The following is a 17,524-nucleotide window of genomic DNA, read 5'->3' as shown; positions in this document are numbered from 1 at the left end:
TTCCCCCTACTCAAACATAGCTGTTGCGACCAGCTCCTAACCCAAAGATTACAACTAGTACAGAAATAATCATTAATGTAGTTAATGGAACTGTCCAAACATGTGTCACATCATACAAGAAACCAATAAACATTGGTCCGATAGCCGCTAATACATAGCCTAAGGCTTGTGCCATCCCTGATAATTCTGCAGCCCTTTTGGCATCTCTAGCACGTAGCCCTAGTAGCGCCAACGCTAAAGCAAATGTCCCACTTAGCGATAACCCAATGAATATAATACTAATTATCAACGCTATATAGGAATTAGCCACTAGCAATCCACCGTATCCCAAAACGGATATAATACCCATTATAAAAACAATTATGCGTTGCGAGGAAAACTTTTCTGCTAATACCGGTACTAAAAAACTAGCTGGAAGACCTATAAATTGAGTAAATGATAACATCCAACCAGCTGTTTCCATACTAACACCTGAATGATGTAGGATTTCAGGTAGCCAAGATATTGTCACATAAAACAAGAAAGACTGCAGTCCCATATAGGCAGCAACCTGCCAAGCTAGAGGGGAGTGCCATATGTTATGGTTTGCTCCAACCATATTATCCGTTGTTTGTTGCTGTTGAATTTTCTGCTTGGAAGAAAGATAAAACCATATCATAATACCAATAACTGCGGGCAATCCCCATACAAGTAGCGCAAATTGCCAGCCCAGATTCATCCCATCAGCCAAAGGAACACTAACACCTGAAGCAGCTGCAGCAAATATCCCCATTGCAGTTGAGTAAACACTTGTCATCAAACCAACTTTTAGTGGAAATTTATCCTTTACAACACCCGGTAACAAAACATTACAAATTGCAATACCAATTCCTATTAATAGGGTACCTGTAAATAACCAAAACATGATGGATACTGAACGAACTCCAATTCCTATTAATAAGAATATTAGTCCCCATAGGATAGCGCGCTCATTGCTGTAGCGATTGCCTAACCTTGCAGCTATCGGAGACATGATCGCAAAAGCAATTAATGGTAAGCTTGTCAGCAAACCAGCACTCCAATTTGATAACCCAACATCATCGCGAATCGTACTAATAAGTGGTCCTACAGAAGTGATCGCAGGTCGTAAATTAAATGAAACGATAATAATACCTGCTATTACTAAAAATCGATAAAGCTGACTATCTGTTTGGCTATGTTGCTGAATATCCAAAGCTGTTTCTCCTTCCGCTAATTACTTCTTTTAATATAGCATATTGAACATATAGAGTGAAAAGTGATGCAATTGTTCTTAGGATGAACTGGGGTAAACTCTATATTCACCCATTATGTTAGATGAAACGAAAATACAAAAATATATGTTAACTTAGAAGGGGTTATAAGTATGTCGTATCTTATTTTACTCATTGGTTCATTTTTCCCTCGTAGTAATTAATAGCAACTAGTTAATAAAAAAGATTTCCCACTAATCTCTTGTAGGAAATCTACAACTATTTATACTAAATTTTGATAGACAAAGGCAAATCGAGTTGCATGCTCTATTTCATCTGTCATTGCTAGGAAAAACACATCACGTACGCTTGCATCACTTGTTAACAGATAATCATCCCGATATTTCTCGTACGCCTCAAGTTCATCCTGATACGCTAATTTAATTCCTTCTTTAAAGGTCGAAAAACGTTTGCGTCGTTTTTTATAGGATGGATTATTTCCAGCTAACCTCTTATAAAGGTTCATAAAGGAGTCTAAGTGTCTTTTCTCATCTTCTAGAGCATGGATAACTGCTTCTTTCGCTTCATTATTTGGTGCCATTGCTGACAATCTTGTATAAAAATCAATTGCTTCACTTTCACCTTCCATCCCTTCGATTAATGCATCGAGAACCTTTTCTTGAATACCCATAGCCCGATTTAAATCAATGCTTCTTTCCACATTAGTGGGAGCGTAACTAGTTGTATATTGTAGCTGCGGCCAATAAGGATAAGTATAATAATACATCGCTTCCTCTCCTTTTATCTATTCTCAGTATTCACTATATGCATGAGAACAGAATGGGTTATTATCCCAATCAAATAGGAAGATGAGATTTTGAATATTTCCTCGGAAATAATCTTTTTTTGTCGAATAAACAAAAAAATGATGGACAAATAAATAGCCCATCATTTTCTCTAGATTGTTATCCAATTGTTTTTAATTGCGACAATTACTGCATTCGTCCTGTCGGATACATGTAATTTTTTTAGAATTGAGCTTACGTGGTTATTCACCGTTCTAGTTGAAATAAATAACTGCTCGGCAATACTCCCATTATTTAATCCCTTACCAAGCTCCTCTAAGACCTTCCATTCTTGCTCCGTTAAAATTCCTTTTGGTCGAACTGGTTGCTTACGAGTCACCTTTACGTAATCATTTAATAGAACTGCAGATAGTTTTGGATGAATATATTGCTGGTCATTTAGCATCGTTTTGGTAGCAAAGACTAGTTCACTTAATTCCATGCCATTGAAAAAATAGCCATGAAGACCATAACGGAATAACTCGCAAAGTAAATTCGTGTCTATATCTGAAGTCCAAACAGCAACTCGAATATTGTGACTAATTAAATTCTCTATCACAATAGTGATATTTATTTTTGTACTTAGATCAATAATGACTAAATCACTCTGACTTAATGAATAATCAAGATTATTATACTCAGTTGAATCGATTGCTTTCCATCCATATTCTGGAAGCTTTTCTTCTAATTTTTCAATTATGATATCTCTTACTAAGTCTTTTTCTTTGATTATTGTAATCTCACCCAATAGCCTCTTCTCCCATCATTATCACGTTTACCCTATTACTAAATGGTAGGATTAATACATTTGCCAATATGAATCAGTTGCAATAATAAAAGCTATTCCAAGAAATTAAAAATAGCCAAAGAAAATACATGATAGTTACATCCATGTTGGCAACCAGGCGATCATAGTCATGGACCTTAGACCCTTAGCTTTGCGTCCTATTCTTTCAAATAGTTTGCCTTTTTCTATCTAGATACAATTTTAATCACAAAGACTATAGTAAACTAAATTCTACACAAATAGCAACAAAAATTTCAAAAAATATGCTCATGTAATTTATGGTAGATGTAAAAAAAAAGAAACCCTACCAAGTAGAGTTTCTTTTTTTTACAATTATATTTTAAATTTACCGATTAATGCATTTAACTCTTCAGCAAGTCTGGACAATTGCTCAGAGTTCCCAGCGATTTCCTCCATGGAACCACTTACCTGTTGTGCAGATGCAGATGTTTGTTCAACACCAGCAGCAGATTCCTCAGAAATTGCTGCAATTTCTTCTATGTTACTGCTCATCTCCTGGCTATTCGTAGCCATATTCGATAAGTTCGTTGTAACTGTTGAAATACTAGCGACCATATTTGTAACAGCGTCCGTAATTTTGGCAAAGGTTTGCCCAGTCGTATCAATCGTAGTTGTTCCTTGTTCAACCTCTCGATAACCATTTTGTAGCGACTGTGACACTGTACTAGATTCATGTTGAATGTTCTCGACAATTCCAGTGATATCTGTAACCGATACAGATACTTGCTCTGCAAGCTTTCTTACCTCATCTGCAACAACCGCAAAGCCTTTACCATGTTCCCCAGCTCTTGCTGCCTCAATCGCCGCATTTAAAGCTAGTAAGTTTGTTTGCTCTGCAATGTCCTTTATTACTAGTACTAAGTTTGATATTTTTTGTGAATGTGCATCTAAGCCTTCTACTTTTTTCACAGCATCCTGCACAATCTCATCAATACGTTGCATTTGTAATGTAGAGGATTTCATCAAGTCAGAACCTTCATTCGTAAGTGAAAGTACATCTTTTGAATAATGGTCAATTTGTGCACCATTTTCATTTGCTTCTTGAACTTCTGTTGTAAATGAACTCATCCCAGCTGATAAATCACTTGCACTATTTGCTTGTGTTTCTGTACCTGTTGCTAGTTCTTCCATCGTCGTAGCAATTTGTTCTGCGCCAACTTTCACTTCATTTGCTGATTGTGTTAGCCCTTTACTTTGACTTGTAACCGTTTCGGAAACCTCATTTATTTTCTGAATGATATCACGCATATTAGCATTCATTTCATTCGTTGCTTGGACAAGCTGACCAATTTCATCATTCGATTTCGATTGTAACGGCTCATGGTTTAACTCTCCAGACGCTACTGATTTCATGCGATTCATAACCGTAGTGATTGGTTTTGCAATTAGTCTAGCCGTGTAAATCGAAACAAGAATTCCAATTAATACAACTAATAAAGTTACAACTGCACTAGCAATACCAATTGTTTTACTACTCTTTATCGCAGCATCTGTTTTATCATAAATAACGCTTTCTCGCTCTCTTGCTGCTGTTTCAAAACCTTCTACTAATTCCGTTACAAGCGGTGATACCTTTGTTTCCATAATTCGTAATGCTTCTTCTTTATTTCCACTATCATAGGCAGCGAGAACTTCGTTAACTGATTCGCCCCATTGAATTTTCTTCTCTATAAGTGCTTTTATTTCATCTGAATCACTAATTGCTAGAACATCATTCTCTAGCTGGATACTTTCTTCAATACCCTCTTCAAAGAGTTTTCGGTATTTTTCATCCTCATATAACAGATAAGCACGTACTAAACCATTACGATTGACCATGTTATACGCCATTTTCTCATCTGCAATAAGTAATGGCATCTGTTCACTAGCAATTTCCTCTGTATCTTTATTAATATTGTTTACCTCATAAAAATTATAAGCTCCTAGCAAAATAACAAATACCAATACTAATGAGAAGCCCATCATTATTTTTGCTCGAACACTATTTAATTTATTTTTTTTCATTTTTTTCACACTCCCATGTTGTTTGTATTCATTTGGTGACAAAGTTCTTAGCGGAAGTGACACAACAAGAAATTCTGTTATTACTCACTTTTCGTCTCATCAATTTGTCCACTAATACTATAGTTCGGTAAAATCAGTACTTCAACCCGACGATTCTTCGCTCTATTTTCAGCAGTATTATTTGGAGCAACAGGCTTAAATTCTCCAAAACCTTTTGCACTAAATTTGGTAGGATCAAGCTTTTCATTCTCCAGTACTAAGCTCATAAAGTTAACAGCACGCATTACACTTAACTCCCAGTTCGACCCAAATTGCTCATTATTCATTGGTACATCATCCGTATGACCACTTATCACAATTTGATGTGGTGGGTCTGTATATAAAAGCTCTGATATTTCATCAGCAATCTCTTTACCAGCTCGGTTAACCTCTGCACTACCCGAATCAAAGGAAATGTCATTCTTGATTGAAATCATGAGACCTTCATCAGACAATTGAGTCTCCAAGGACTCTGATAAATTATTCGTTAAAATGTATTGATTGATTTTTTTCTGAAGCTCCTGTAAATTCAATAATTCTGTTTTACCTTCTTCTTCCTGTTGCTCTTTCTCTTGCTCGGTTTCTTTCTCTATCTCTTCCTCTAGCTTCTCATTTTCTTGCTCTTCAGGTGTTTGATTTTGAGGTGTTGGAGCTTCATTCTCCATGATTCCTTCGTCACCACTTGAAAATTCGTTTTTAAAAACAGCGGCTAGTTCTTCATATTTCTTAGTATCAATTTCACTCATCGCAAATAGAACAATAAATAAAGCTACTAGAAGTGTTAATAAATCGGAGTAGGGGAGTAACCACGACTCATCAACATGATGTTCTTCTTTTTTCTTATTCTTCTTCACTAGGAGACTCCATTGTTGTTAAACGTTCGTATTCTTTCGAAGTTAAGTAAGACCCTAGTTTATCTTTCACAACTTTTGCTGACTCCCCTGTTGTGATGGAAATGATTCCTTCTATCATAATTTCTTTAATCTCAACCTCATGCTTAGATTTAGACTTAAGCTTGTTTGAGAATGGATGCCAAAGCACATAACCAGTAAAAATACCTAATAAGGTTGCAATAAAGGCAGCAGAAATTGCATGCCCCAGCTTTTCAATATCAGACATATCGGCTAGCGCTGCGATTAACCCAACAACTGCTCCAAGAACCCCTAGAGTAGGTGCGTACGTACCAGCTTGGGAGAATATTGCCGCTCCCTCATGATGTCTCTTTTCCATTGCATCTATTTTTTCGAGCAATACATCTCGAATAAATTCCGGTGTTTGTCCATCTATCGCTAGTTGAAGACCTGACGCAAGAAATGAATCATCAATTTCATCTAGTTTGCTTTCAAGCGATAGAATTCCTTCTTTTCTTGCCTGATCTGCCATGTCTGAAAAAGTAAGGATAAGTTCTTCCACACTCTTTTCCTGCTTTTCGGTAAAAAGAACCTTAAATAGTGCTGGTACTTTCTTTAAAGTACTCATTGGGAAAGCGATCATAACAGAAGCTGCTGTACCTACTAATATAATTAAGATAGCAGCAGGATTTATCAATGCTTCCGGGCCTACGCCTTTTAAAACCATCCCAACCCCAACTGCGATGATTCCTAATATTAATCCTAATAGTGATGATTTATCCATTTGTGGACCTCCATTTTAATGTTTTATGCTTAATAGAATTAAATTAAAAAAGCTATCCTTCAAACTATCAGAATAGCCTTCAGAGATTCTAACGAAATCTATCTTATTTTCAGGCAGAGCTATCGGCCCTTCACTATGAAATATTAGTTATAATTACAATAGATTTGCCTTTTTCGCAGAATATATTATTTACAGGTGTGAAACTTTTCACCTACTTTATATATCGTACAATTATTAGGATGGTTAAATAGTTTTTATAAGAAAATTTATTAGAAATTGAAATTTTCTTGAGTAATCGCCATGATAGAAAACATGAAATTTGTAATTTAACGAAGTAGCTGTAAGACTCCTTGCGTAATTTGATTTGATTGAGACAGCATACTTTGCGCTGCTTGAGCAATAATATTACTTTTGGTAAAATGCAACATTTCATTCGCTATATTCGCATCTCTAATCTTAGACTCAGTGGCTACTAAATTTTCTGCCATCATATCCGTTATTTTCATTGAATGTTCTAAACGATTCTGAATTGCTCCATAACGCGAACGTTCACTAGAAACTAAAGTAATCGCATGATCAAATAAAGTAATTGAATCACTAGCAGATGTAACCATATTAATTCCGTTGATTCCTAAGCTTTCTGTCGTTACATTACTACGATTTATTTGAAAGGATTGCCCTTGACTTGGTCCTATCTGCATCGTTAAAGGTTCTTCTGAAGACTGAACTGAATTCAGGTTATAAATTACCTTTTCATAATAATGGATATATGGAGATGCAGTTGAGCCTCCTGTACTTGACTCTGACATTGGCCAAATTTCATTAAAGTGAGTTAATGGATCATCAGAATATATACCTGTATCAGGTATTACAGATTCAGCATCCCTTATCTCTCCTCCATCAGCATCCAATCCTCCAATAGCCCCTGTGTCCGCGTTGGATAAGTTAAGTGTATTTATAAAAGCAGCACCATTTGCTTGAAAATCATCCATAAACCCTGTTAACCCATTACTATAAGAACCACTACTTATATTCTTTAGAGCATCATCAAGTGAGGCGGATTGATGATTACTTAAATAAACCATAATATCCTTTATACCACTTCCACCTGCGTCCTTGATTTGTTCATGTAAATAACGGACAGCTGCATAACCAGAAGAATAATGCAAACTATTGTTAGTCCAATAAGCATCGGTTCCTTCCCCAATAGCATTAACAACGTTAGAAGTACCATTATAATATAAATCTGCATAGAGTCTTTCATCTGCACCATGAATAAACTCTGCCGCTCCCTCTTTAAACCACTTCGGTAATACACCATAATTCATACTTCTCGCCATGATGGCATGTGTCATTTCATGAGCGATTACACGATCATTACCAATTGAAGGTGACGGGTCAAGAAAGGAGGATTTATTTAAGTGAAGCTCCACATTAAACCCTTTCCCATCTGCTCCTACATAATAACTAACAAATGCAAGCGTAGAGCTAGCCATATTATCGTCAACATATATCCCAATATCTGCACCATCAGCATTAATTCCGAAGTATTGTTGAATTAACTGCTCTGATTCAGAAAGCATGGAGGTCTTAATTGCCTCTATAATTGCTTGTTCATCCGAATCTGCCACTGTATCAGGAGTAGAAGGTGCAATTGGTCCCGTTACTGTACCTGTTCCACCAGAAGGAGGAACTGCAATAAAACCACTACCGTTGCTAAGTAATTTTTTTCCATTAAAAGCTGTATGTGTTGCTATGTTGTTAATTTCCTCCAATATTTGCTTGGTTTCTTTTTGGATATGTCCTCGATTTTCTTCACTTAATGTTCCGTTTGCTGCCTGAACAGCAAGCTCCCTGCCTCTTTGTAAAAGGGAGTGTATTTCGTTCAACCCACCCTCAGCTGTCTGTACTAAAGAAACAGCATCCTGAATATTTCTACTCGTCTGCTGCAAACCATGAATCTGCGCTCTCATTTTTTCTGAGATTGCCAATCCAGCCGCGTCGTCTGCAGCTTGGTTAACCTTTAATCCCGAAGAGAGTTTTTCTAATGTTTTAGTAAGTGAGTTGTTGGTAATTGATAGGTTTCTATTAGCACTAATAGCGAATATGTTATGATTAATTCTCATGATATTTCTCCTGAATATAGTAAAAGTCTTATATTCAGTATTATCGGTTAAAGTAGTCTCTTTTTTAGTGAAAAATTTTTATTGATACAAAACTCAAAAATATCCACACTAATCTTAAGAACTGCGATAATTAGCCGATATTAGAACTATTACACAAGTATACTAATTGGAAGGAAATAGATAGAAATGGCAAAAAAACTAATTACCGGAGCTGACGGATTTATTGGCTCTCACCTTACTGAAAAACTCGTTCAAGATGGTCATGATGTAAAAGCATTTGTTTATTATAATTCTTTTAATTCTTGGGGATGGTTAGACACATTACCGAAAGAAATCCTTAACCAAATTGAGGTATTTTCGGGAGATATACGTGATCCAAATGGGGTGAAAGAGGCCATGAAAGGGATTGACGAAGTCTATCATTTAGCAGCATTAATTGCTATCCCTTTCAGTTATCACTCACCAGATTCTTACGTGGATACCAATATAAAAGGTACATTAAATGTATTACAAGCTGCTCGTGATTTGGATACGAATAGACTTTTAATAACTTCTACATCAGAAGTTTATGGTACTGCGAAATATGTACCAATTGATGAAAATCATCCATTTCAAGGACAATCACCATACTCCGCAACAAAAATAGGTGCAGATCGTATTGCAGAATCCTTTTATAGAAGTTTTAATACACCATTATCCATTGTGAGACCGTTTAATACGTATGGACCTAGACAATCTGCAAGAGCAGTAATACCAACTATCATTACACAGCTTTTATCAGGAAAAGAAGAAATCGAATTAGGTTCCTTAACACCTACTAGGGATTTTAATTATGTAAAAGATACCGTACAAGGATTCATAGAAATTGCGAAGTCTGAAAACACAATTGGGGAAGAAATTAATATTGCAACCCAACAAGAAATTTCCATTGGTGAATTGGCGAATGAACTTATTAGCCAAATTAATCCGAATGCAAAAATTATCACCGAAGAGGAGAGATTACGTCCAGAAAATAGTGAGGTTAATCGACTCTTAGGATCTAATGAAAAGATTAAGCAATTAACAAATTGGATGCCATCCTATACGTTAAAGGATGGTCTTGCAGAGACGATTGAGTGGCTTCGAGTTAATTTAGACAAATACAAAACTGACATCTATAACATTTAAGGGTGAATAGCGTAATGATTCCTTTATCCGTTCCAAACTTAAAAGGTAATGAATTAAAATATGTAACTGAAGCAATTGAATCTGAATGGGTTTCCACTGGTGGTAGCTTTATCGATCGATTTGAACAAGAAATTGCTGAATATTTAAATGTTGAACAGGCAGTAGCATGCCAGAGCGGAACTGCCGGTTTACATCTTGCTTTACAACTTGCTGGAGTAACGCTTAATACAGAAGTTATTGTACCAACACTTACTTTTATTGCAGCTGTAAATCCAGTAAAATACCTAGGTGCAAATCCAATATTTATGGACAGTGATGATAGCCTTTGTATTGATGTAGATAAAGTAGAAGCATTTTGCGAGAAAGAATGTACACTAACAGATAATGGTCTTGTCAATAAATCAACCAATAAGGTTATTAAAGCAATCGTAGTTGTCCATGTTTTTGGTAACATGGCTAATATGGAAAAGCTGATGAAACTGGCTTCAAAATATAAGCTAATCGTAATCGAAGATGCTACAGAGGCACTTGGAACTCACTTTGTTTCAGGAGAATACAATGGAAAATTCGCTGGTACAATTGGAGATTTTGGAGTTTTCTCGTTTAATGGCAATAAAATAATTACAACCGGTGGAGGTGGCATGCTTGTTGCGAAGGATCGTACTTTAGCTAAACAAGCAAGATATCTCTCCACACAAGCTAAAGACGATGAACTTCACTACATTCACCATGAAATTGGGTATAATTACCGCATGACAAATTTACAGGCTGCTTTGGGTGTAGCACAGCTAGAACAGTTAGAAGAGTTTATAGAAGTTAAAAAAAATAATTATTTTACCTATAAAGAACAAATCGAATCAATTGCTGGACTTTCGTTATTAGCGTTCAGCAATACGATAAGACCTAATTATTGGTTTTACTCACTAATAATTGAACGCGATTTCGTCAATATAAATCGTGATAACCTATTACGTTTCTTACAAAATAACGGTGTACAAACCCGGCCAATATGGGGACTTATCCATCAACAAAAACCATATAGCAATAATCAAGCCTATAAGATAGAAAAGGCATTAAAATTCGTAGAAATAATATTGAACATTCCTTGCAGCTCAAATCTTACGCAACAGGATGTTAGAAAAGTCACTGATTTATTAACGAAACTTGAGACTTGATGAAAAGAGGAATTGTTATGATCTTACAGGATCTTTTTATAAGTTCCGAGGTAACAATCAATGAAGCCATAAAAAAATTAGACATTACCGCAAAAAAGATACTGCTTGTGACAGAAGAAAATAAGTTACAAGGAATTATTACGGATGGTGACATAAGAAGATGGATCCTAAAAAGGGGCGATCTTACTGAAAATGTAGGCAGTATTATGAATAAGTCACCGAAGTTTATATACGAATATGATAAGCCAAAAGCTAAAGATATTTTAAAGCAAGAAATGATAGAGGCAATACCTGTCCTTAATATGGAGCATGAGGTTACGGATATTGTGTTTTGGAATGAGAGGTTTAATGAAAAGCTTAACCACTATCAAAAGCTGGACAACCCCGTGGTTATCATGGCTGGTGGTAAGGGTACTAGATTAGAACCTTATACGAAAATTATCCCAAAGCCATTAATTCCAATAGGTGATACCCCTATCGTTGAAAGAATTATAAATCGGTTTAAGGAATACGGCTGTCATAATTTCCACATGACTGTTAACTATAAGAAAAATATGATAAAAGCTTACTTTAACGATTTGCAGAAGGATTACTCCGTGAGCTATATCGATGAAGAAGAGCCACTAGGAACTGCAGGAAGCTTGCATCTATTAAAGAATAAGCTGGATTCAACTTTTTTTGTTAGTAATTGCGATATCTTAATAGATGGCAATTACTCTGATATGTTAAAGTATCATATCGAAAACGGTAATAAAATCACGCTTGTTTCATCCCTTAAACATTACACCATTCCATATGGAGTAATAAAACTAAATGAGACAAGTAATGTAAAGCAAATGATTGAGAAACCTGAGTATGCATATTTAGTAAATACAGGCATGTATATACTTGAACCAGAATGTTTAGAGGACATACCTCCAAATACATTCTTTCATATTACGGAGTTAATTAATCAGTATATCGAAACAGGTGAAAAAATTGGAGTGTATCCAATTAGTGAGAACGCTTGGCTAGACATGGGGCAGTTTAAAGAAATGGAGAATATGATTGAGAAACTAGGTGTTAAATAAGTGAACGATATCTTATTAATTGGCGGCGGCGGTCATTGTAAAAGTGTTATAGATACCTTAGAAAATGCAGATGAGTTTAATATAATTGGTATACTCGATCAACCAGAAAAGATTGGATCGAAGGTTAATGGAATTGAGATTATTGGAATTGATGAAGATTTACCGAGCTATTTTGAACAAGGGGTTCAATATGCTTTTATTACGATAGGTAGTGTAGGAAATGTTTCCTTCAGAAAATCATTGTATGAATATGCCAAAACGATCGGATATCGTTTCCCTACCATAATCGATAAAAGTGCTATTATTTCTAGCAACACTGAACTTCATGAGGGGTGCTTTATTGGTAAGGGAGCTATCCTTAACACAAATGTATCCATAGGGATCAATTCTATCATTAACACTGGCACTATCATAGAGCATGATTGTACTATAGGTGAGTTTTGTCATATTGCACCAGGAAGTACCTTAAGCGGTTCTGTGCAAGTTGGTCATCATACTCATATCGGGACAAATTCTACTATTATCCAAAATATTAATATCGGTCATAACTCCTTAATAGGTGCTGGTAGTGTTGTTATCAATAATATAGAAAATCATAAGAAAGCATACGGAAATCCATGTAAGGTGGTGGACAGTCATTGAGCAATGTATTTGTAATTGCTGAAGCAGGCGTTAATCATAATGGAAGTATCGAACTAGCCAAGAAATTAATAGATGAAGCTTCTAATGCTGGTGCTGATGCTGTTAAATTTCAAAGCTTTAAAGCAGAAAAGCTCGTAACCAAGCAAGCAACGAAAGCAGCATACCAGAAGGAAACTACCGGATCAAATGAGTCACAATATAATATGATTAAAAGACTTGAGTTAGATTATGAAAAACATCAAGAGCTAATGCAGTATAGCAATGAAAAAGGTATCCTGTTTCTATCCTCCCCTTTTGATTTAGAAAGCATTGAATTACTAAATAATATTGGGATAGAGATATATAAAATTCCTTCAGGAGAAATCAATAATCTTCCTTATTTAAGGAAGATTGGTCAAACCAAAAAGCAGGTTATTCTTTCAACTGGTATGGCAACCCTCGCTGAGATTGAAGCTGCCATTGAAATTCTAAGAGAAAATGGTTCAACAGATATTACGATATTACATTGTAACACAGAATATCCAACCCCTATGGAGGATGTCAATCTAACCGCTATGAATACGATTAAAGAGGCATTCAAGATACCTGTTGGCTATTCTGACCATACTTTAGGAATCGAAGTACCTATCGCCGCTGTTGCTTTGGGAGCTACGGTTATCGAGAAACATTTTACATTAGATAAAAATCTTGAAGGTCCTGACCATAGGGCGAGCCTAGAACCAATGGAACTAAAACAAATGATTGATGCTATTCGTAATATCGAAATTGCGCTTGGAGATGGTATGAAGAAGCCTTCAGCATCAGAAGTAAAGAACAAGATGATAGCCAGAAAAAGTATTGTAGCAAGCCAGTTTATTAAAATCGGACAAGTTTTTAGTGAAGAAAATCTTGAAATAAAACGACCTGGTAACGGAATATCCCCTATGCGATGGGATGAGATTATTGGAAAAGTAGCAAAAAGAGATTTTCAAGAGGACGAGTTAATTGAAATTTAGACATAGGAATATAATTATAAATCTGATAGTACAGACTAGGTGATGAATGTTGGAAAAAATAACAATAAAGCAGTTAAATAAGGCTGAGTTTGAAGAAAGAATTCCACAATTAATGGACTTATTTAAAAATGCATTTAAGCGAGATATTTCAAAGGAATTTCTAAAGTGGCGATATTTAGATAACCCATATCATGATTTATTGGTATGTGTTGCTATGAATGAGAACGATGAGATTATTGCAAATTATTCTGCTTCTCCATGTGAATTAGTATACAACAATAATTACTATAAGACTGCCATCTCGATGACAACGATGACACACACTGATTACGCAGGACGTGGTTTATTTACTAAGCTGGCAAACACATTATATTCACATATGGAAGAAAAAAACTATTTAAATATTTATGGATTTCCAAATCTTAATTCCCACTATGGCTTTATAAAGAAATTACAGTGGGAGGATATTTACGAAATACCGACGATGAAGCTAGATTTAAGTCTTATTCACCTTCATGAAGAGAATCATCACGTAACTATTCAAGAGGACAATAATTTCAAGTTAAACTATACAAATTTGACCAATACAAATTCGAAAATAAAGCTAAACAAAACAGCGAACTATTTATCCTGGAGATATCAGGCGAACCCATTACATGACTATCACAATCATGTGATTTCAAATGAAAAGGATCATGTTGATGCGTATTGTATTGTGAAATATTATGGAGAAAATAATTTAGATATCGTAGAATTTCATGCCAATTCTCAAGAAAATGCTACTTCACTTCTTCATTCTATACTGTTACAAGCAAAAAAAGCTGGAATTCAAACAGTCAATACTTGGGTATCGATACACTCACCATATCGCTCTATATTTGAAAGAAATGGATTTCTTAATAGTACTCCTGTCACATATTTTGGTGGTAGACTATTTAACCAAAACGAACTAAAGAACGGTATCTTTACTAATTTCAGGGAATGGGATATTCAAATGGGTGATTCCGATGTCTATTAAGCGAATCGTAGCATTTACCAGTATTCGTTCGGATTATGATCTGTTAAGTGATTTATATAAAAAGATTCATCAATCATCAGACATGGAAATTGGTCTTATTGTTTCAGGTGCTCATCTCTCTCCCCTATACGGCGAGACCTATAAGCAAATAGAAAAGGATCGTATACCAATCTTAGCAAAAATAGAAACGTTAATTAGTTCCGATAGTAACTCAGCACGGGTTAAAACCGCTTCCCTATTAATGCAAAATTGTCTTCATACAGTTGAAGGCTACAATCCCGATGTCATTCTTTTTGCAGGAGATAGAGAGGATGCTATGGTGGCAGCCTTAGTTGGGAGCTACTTAAAAATTCCAACCATCCATTTATTCGGAGGGGATCATGCTAGTGATGGAAATGTCGATAATCCAATTCGTCATGCATGTTCCAAGTTATCTTCCCTCCATTTTGTTACGCATCTTGAACATAAAAAGCGTCTTAAAGCAATTGGAGAAGATGAGAATAGAGTGTTTGTAGTTGGAAACCCTGCTCTAGATAAGTTTAAATCGATGAAATACATTCAAAAGGATGCATTACTAGATAAACTAAATAGAAACGCTTGGAACAACTATGCAATGGTTATCTTCCATCCAATTCTTAGTGAAGAGGAGAATGCTGGAGAATATATGAAGCAAATTCTTTCTTCGCTTGAAAAGAAAAATATCAATGCATTTGTAAGTTATCCTAATACAGATGGTGGAAATTATCATATTATTGAGGTAATAAATGAATACAAAAATAATCCTAACTTTTGTTTTTATAAAAATTTAGATAGAGAATTATTTATTAATTTAATGCGGAATGCAGCATTTTTAATCGGTAATTCAAGCTCGGGATTACTAGAAGCTCCGATTGTTCCCCTTGGAGTTATTAATGTAGGATTAAGACAACGAGGTAGATTGGCAGCTGAAAACGTAATATTTGTTGACCAGGACCTCGTACAGATTAACCAAGCAATTGACACGGTTACAAGTAAGTTATTTCATGAGAAGCTTAAAGAGGTTGAATCTCCTTATGGAAATGGAAATTCAGTAGAAAAAATATACAGTCTATTAAATGAAATAGATTTTACCGAATATCTGTACAAGCCTGAGGATCCACTTAATCTATAAGCGTATGTTATGCTTCTATTGATGAAAGAAGGTAGTTATCGATGAACAAAGTATTAGTAATCGCTCCCCACCCCGATGATGAAACTCTAGGATGTGGAGGTACTGTATTACGACATAAACAAGAAAAAGACGAAATACACTGGCTAATCGTTACTGGTATATCCGAAGAAGATGGATTTACGAAAGAAAGAATAACGACTCGTGACATCGAAATTGATAACGTTAGCAACTATTATAACTTTGATTCCACCACTAAGTTAAACTTCCCTACTACAAGATTAGATGAGATACCAATGGGGAAATTAGTGGCGTCGATTGGAGAAGTCGTCAATCAGATAAAACCAACTATTATTTATTTGCCATACCGTGGCGATATTCATACAGATCACAAATACGTTTTTGATGCCGTAATTTCATGTACCAAGTGGTTTCGATACGAATCAATTAAGAAAATCCTAGTTTATGAAACCCTGTCAGAGACTGAATTTGGAATTAACCCTGATAATAACAATTTCCGACCGAATGTATATGTAAATATCGAAAATTATTTTAATAAGAAAGTAGAAATCATGAAAACCTATAAAAGTGAGCTAGGTGAATTTCCTTTCCCTCGAAGTATAGATGCCATGGATGCACTGGCTAAATATAGAGGAGTAACAGCTGGTGTTAAGTATGCAGAAGCCTTTATGCTGCTTAAAGAAATACGATAACAGTACATTATATTAAATTCTTCTGGAGGATCCTATGCAAGATATTAAACTAATGATTATTGGTGCCGGACAAATGGGTACTGGTATCGCACAAGTCTTTTTACAACAAGGTTTTAACGTTACCTTAACAGATCATAAACAAGAGAATATTCATCGTGCAACTGAACATATTCAGGAGAATTTAAATAAGCTTGTATTAAAAGAGCGATTGACTACAAATGAAATGGAACAGTTGTTAGTAAATTTAAATTCGAGCATTGATCTACAAGTTGCATCAGAGATGGATTTTATTATCGAGGCTATTTCTGAAAATGCTACTAAAAAGTTCAAATTACTTTCTGATTTAGGGAATCTAGTAAAAGAAGATGCGATTATTGCTTCGAATACTTCCTCTTTTTCCATAACGGAATTAAGTACGTATGTGATAAATCCCGAAAGATTTATTGGGATGCATTTCTTTAATCCTGTTCCAGTAATGGATTTAATAGAAGTAGTAAAAGGTGTACATACTTCCGAACAGGTTTCGAATTTTGTTTTTGAATTAGGAAAAAAATTAGAGAAATCGCCATTTTATGTAAACGATTCTCCCGGCTTTGTTCTTAATAGAATATTAATACCGATGATCAATGAAGCCGTTTTTGCTGTACATGAGGGTGTGGCAGATTTTAAATCAGTAGATACAATCATGAAACTTGGGGCTAATCATCCAATGGGGCCAATTTCTTTAGCAGATTTTATTGGACTTGATACTTGTCTTGCTATTATGGAGACATTACATGAAGAACTAGGGGATGACAAATATAGACCCTGTCCGTTACTAAGAAAGTATGTTAGGAGCGGAAAACTTGGCAGAAAAACTGGCGAAGGATTCTTTCACTACAAATAGTGTGAAAACCAATAGGAAATAGATAGGAAAACGAAGTAATTTA

Annotated in this window: 16 protein-coding genes and 1 riboswitch; of the genes, 9 read left to right on the top strand and 7 right to left on the bottom strand. The window is 35.4% G+C overall.

Going from position 1 to position 17,524, the window contains the following annotated elements:
* Positions 1 to 10: 10 nt before the first annotated feature.
* The 7 genes from ABC228_RS16080 to ABC228_RS16050 all read right to left on the bottom strand — a co-directional run bounded on the left by ABC228_RS16080 (position 11) and on the right by ABC228_RS16050 (position 8,668).
* Positions 11 to 1,213, bottom strand: coding sequence for a CynX/NimT family MFS transporter (locus tag ABC228_RS16080; RefSeq protein ID WP_345826196.1), 1,203 nt, complete (start codon positions 1,211 to 1,213; stop codon positions 11 to 13).
* Positions 1,214 to 1,494: 281 nt separating this feature from the next.
* Entirely contained in the window at positions 1,495 to 1,998 is a 504-nt protein-coding gene (locus tag ABC228_RS16075) for a ferritin family protein (RefSeq protein WP_345826195.1), read from the bottom strand.
* Between the two features lie 170 nt (positions 1,999 to 2,168).
* Positions 2,169 to 2,804 (bottom strand): response regulator transcription factor, encoded by a 636-nt coding sequence (locus ABC228_RS16070; protein ID WP_345826194.1) that lies wholly within the window; start codon positions 2,802 to 2,804, stop codon positions 2,169 to 2,171.
* Positions 2,805 to 2,949: 145 nt separating this feature from the next.
* Positions 2,950 to 3,033: riboswitch (cyclic di-GMP riboswitch) on the bottom strand.
* Between the two features lie 143 nt (positions 3,034 to 3,176).
* Positions 3,177 to 4,868, bottom strand: coding sequence for a methyl-accepting chemotaxis protein (locus tag ABC228_RS16065; RefSeq protein ID WP_345826193.1), 1,692 nt, complete (start codon positions 4,866 to 4,868; stop codon positions 3,177 to 3,179).
* Positions 4,869 to 4,948: 80 nt separating this feature from the next.
* Positions 4,949 to 5,761 carry a flagellar motor protein MotB gene (motB, locus tag ABC228_RS16060; protein ID WP_345826192.1) on the bottom strand — a complete coding sequence of 271 codons (813 nt, stop codon included), beginning with the start codon at positions 5,759 to 5,761 and terminating at the stop codon, positions 4,949 to 4,951.
* Entirely contained in the window at positions 5,748 to 6,542 is a 795-nt protein-coding gene (gene motA / locus ABC228_RS16055; protein ID WP_345826191.1) for a flagellar motor stator protein MotA, read from the bottom strand. Before motA ends, motB begins: the two co-directional genes overlap by 14 nt.
* A 326-nt stretch (positions 6,543 to 6,868) precedes the next feature.
* Complete coding sequence (locus ABC228_RS16050; RefSeq protein ID WP_345826190.1) at positions 6,869 to 8,668, bottom strand: flagellinolysin; 1,800 nt, start codon at positions 8,666 to 8,668, stop codon at positions 6,869 to 6,871.
* Between the two features lie 186 nt (positions 8,669 to 8,854).
* Here ABC228_RS16050 and ABC228_RS16045 point away from each other — a divergent pair, with 186 nt between their 5' ends.
* Genes ABC228_RS16045 through ABC228_RS16005 form a run of 9 tightly spaced genes read left to right on the top strand, consistent with a single transcriptional unit; the run spans position 8,855 to position 17,481 of the window.
* A complete protein-coding gene (locus ABC228_RS16045) occupies positions 8,855 to 9,835 on the top strand; it encodes an NAD-dependent 4,6-dehydratase LegB (RefSeq protein ID WP_345826189.1) in 981 nt (326 codons plus the stop codon).
* A gap of 14 nt (positions 9,836 to 9,849) precedes the next feature.
* Positions 9,850 to 11,010, top strand: coding sequence for a LegC family aminotransferase (locus tag ABC228_RS16040; RefSeq protein WP_345826188.1), 1,161 nt, complete (start codon positions 9,850 to 9,852; stop codon positions 11,008 to 11,010).
* Positions 11,011 to 11,027: 17 nt separating this feature from the next.
* Positions 11,028 to 12,080 (top strand): nucleotidyltransferase family protein, encoded by a 1,053-nt coding sequence (locus ABC228_RS16035; protein WP_345826187.1) that lies wholly within the window; start codon positions 11,028 to 11,030, stop codon positions 12,078 to 12,080.
* The gene (locus tag ABC228_RS16030) at positions 12,081 to 12,722 is read left to right on the top strand and encodes an acetyltransferase (protein WP_345826186.1); all 642 of its coding nucleotides are present in this window, start codon (positions 12,081 to 12,083) and stop codon (positions 12,720 to 12,722) included.
* Complete coding sequence (neuB, locus tag ABC228_RS16025) at positions 12,719 to 13,717, top strand: N-acetylneuraminate synthase (protein ID WP_345826185.1); 999 nt, start codon at positions 12,719 to 12,721, stop codon at positions 13,715 to 13,717. Before ABC228_RS16030 ends, neuB begins: the two co-directional genes overlap by 4 nt.
* A 49-nt stretch (positions 13,718 to 13,766) precedes the next feature.
* Complete coding sequence (locus ABC228_RS16020; RefSeq protein WP_345826184.1) at positions 13,767 to 14,735, top strand: GNAT family N-acetyltransferase; 969 nt, start codon at positions 13,767 to 13,769, stop codon at positions 14,733 to 14,735.
* Complete coding sequence (gene neuC / locus ABC228_RS16015) at positions 14,725 to 15,885, top strand: UDP-N-acetylglucosamine 2-epimerase (protein WP_345826183.1); 1,161 nt, start codon at positions 14,725 to 14,727, stop codon at positions 15,883 to 15,885. Before ABC228_RS16020 ends, neuC begins: the two co-directional genes overlap by 11 nt.
* A 41-nt stretch (positions 15,886 to 15,926) precedes the next feature.
* Positions 15,927 to 16,595 carry a PIG-L deacetylase family protein gene (locus ABC228_RS16010; protein WP_345826182.1) on the top strand — a complete coding sequence of 223 codons (669 nt, stop codon included), beginning with the start codon at positions 15,927 to 15,929 and terminating at the stop codon, positions 16,593 to 16,595.
* Between the two features lie 34 nt (positions 16,596 to 16,629).
* A complete protein-coding gene (locus ABC228_RS16005) occupies positions 16,630 to 17,481 on the top strand; it encodes a 3-hydroxyacyl-CoA dehydrogenase NAD-binding domain-containing protein (RefSeq protein WP_345826181.1) in 852 nt (283 codons plus the stop codon).
* The last annotated feature ends 43 nt before the right edge of the window (positions 17,482 to 17,524 follow it).

The sequence above is a fragment of the Ornithinibacillus xuwenensis genome, from assembly GCF_039614845.1.
Lineage (GTDB): Bacteria > Bacillota > Bacilli > Bacillales > Amphibacillaceae > Ornithinibacillus > Ornithinibacillus xuwenensis.
This window is presented reverse-complemented; position numbering and strand designations above follow the sequence as displayed.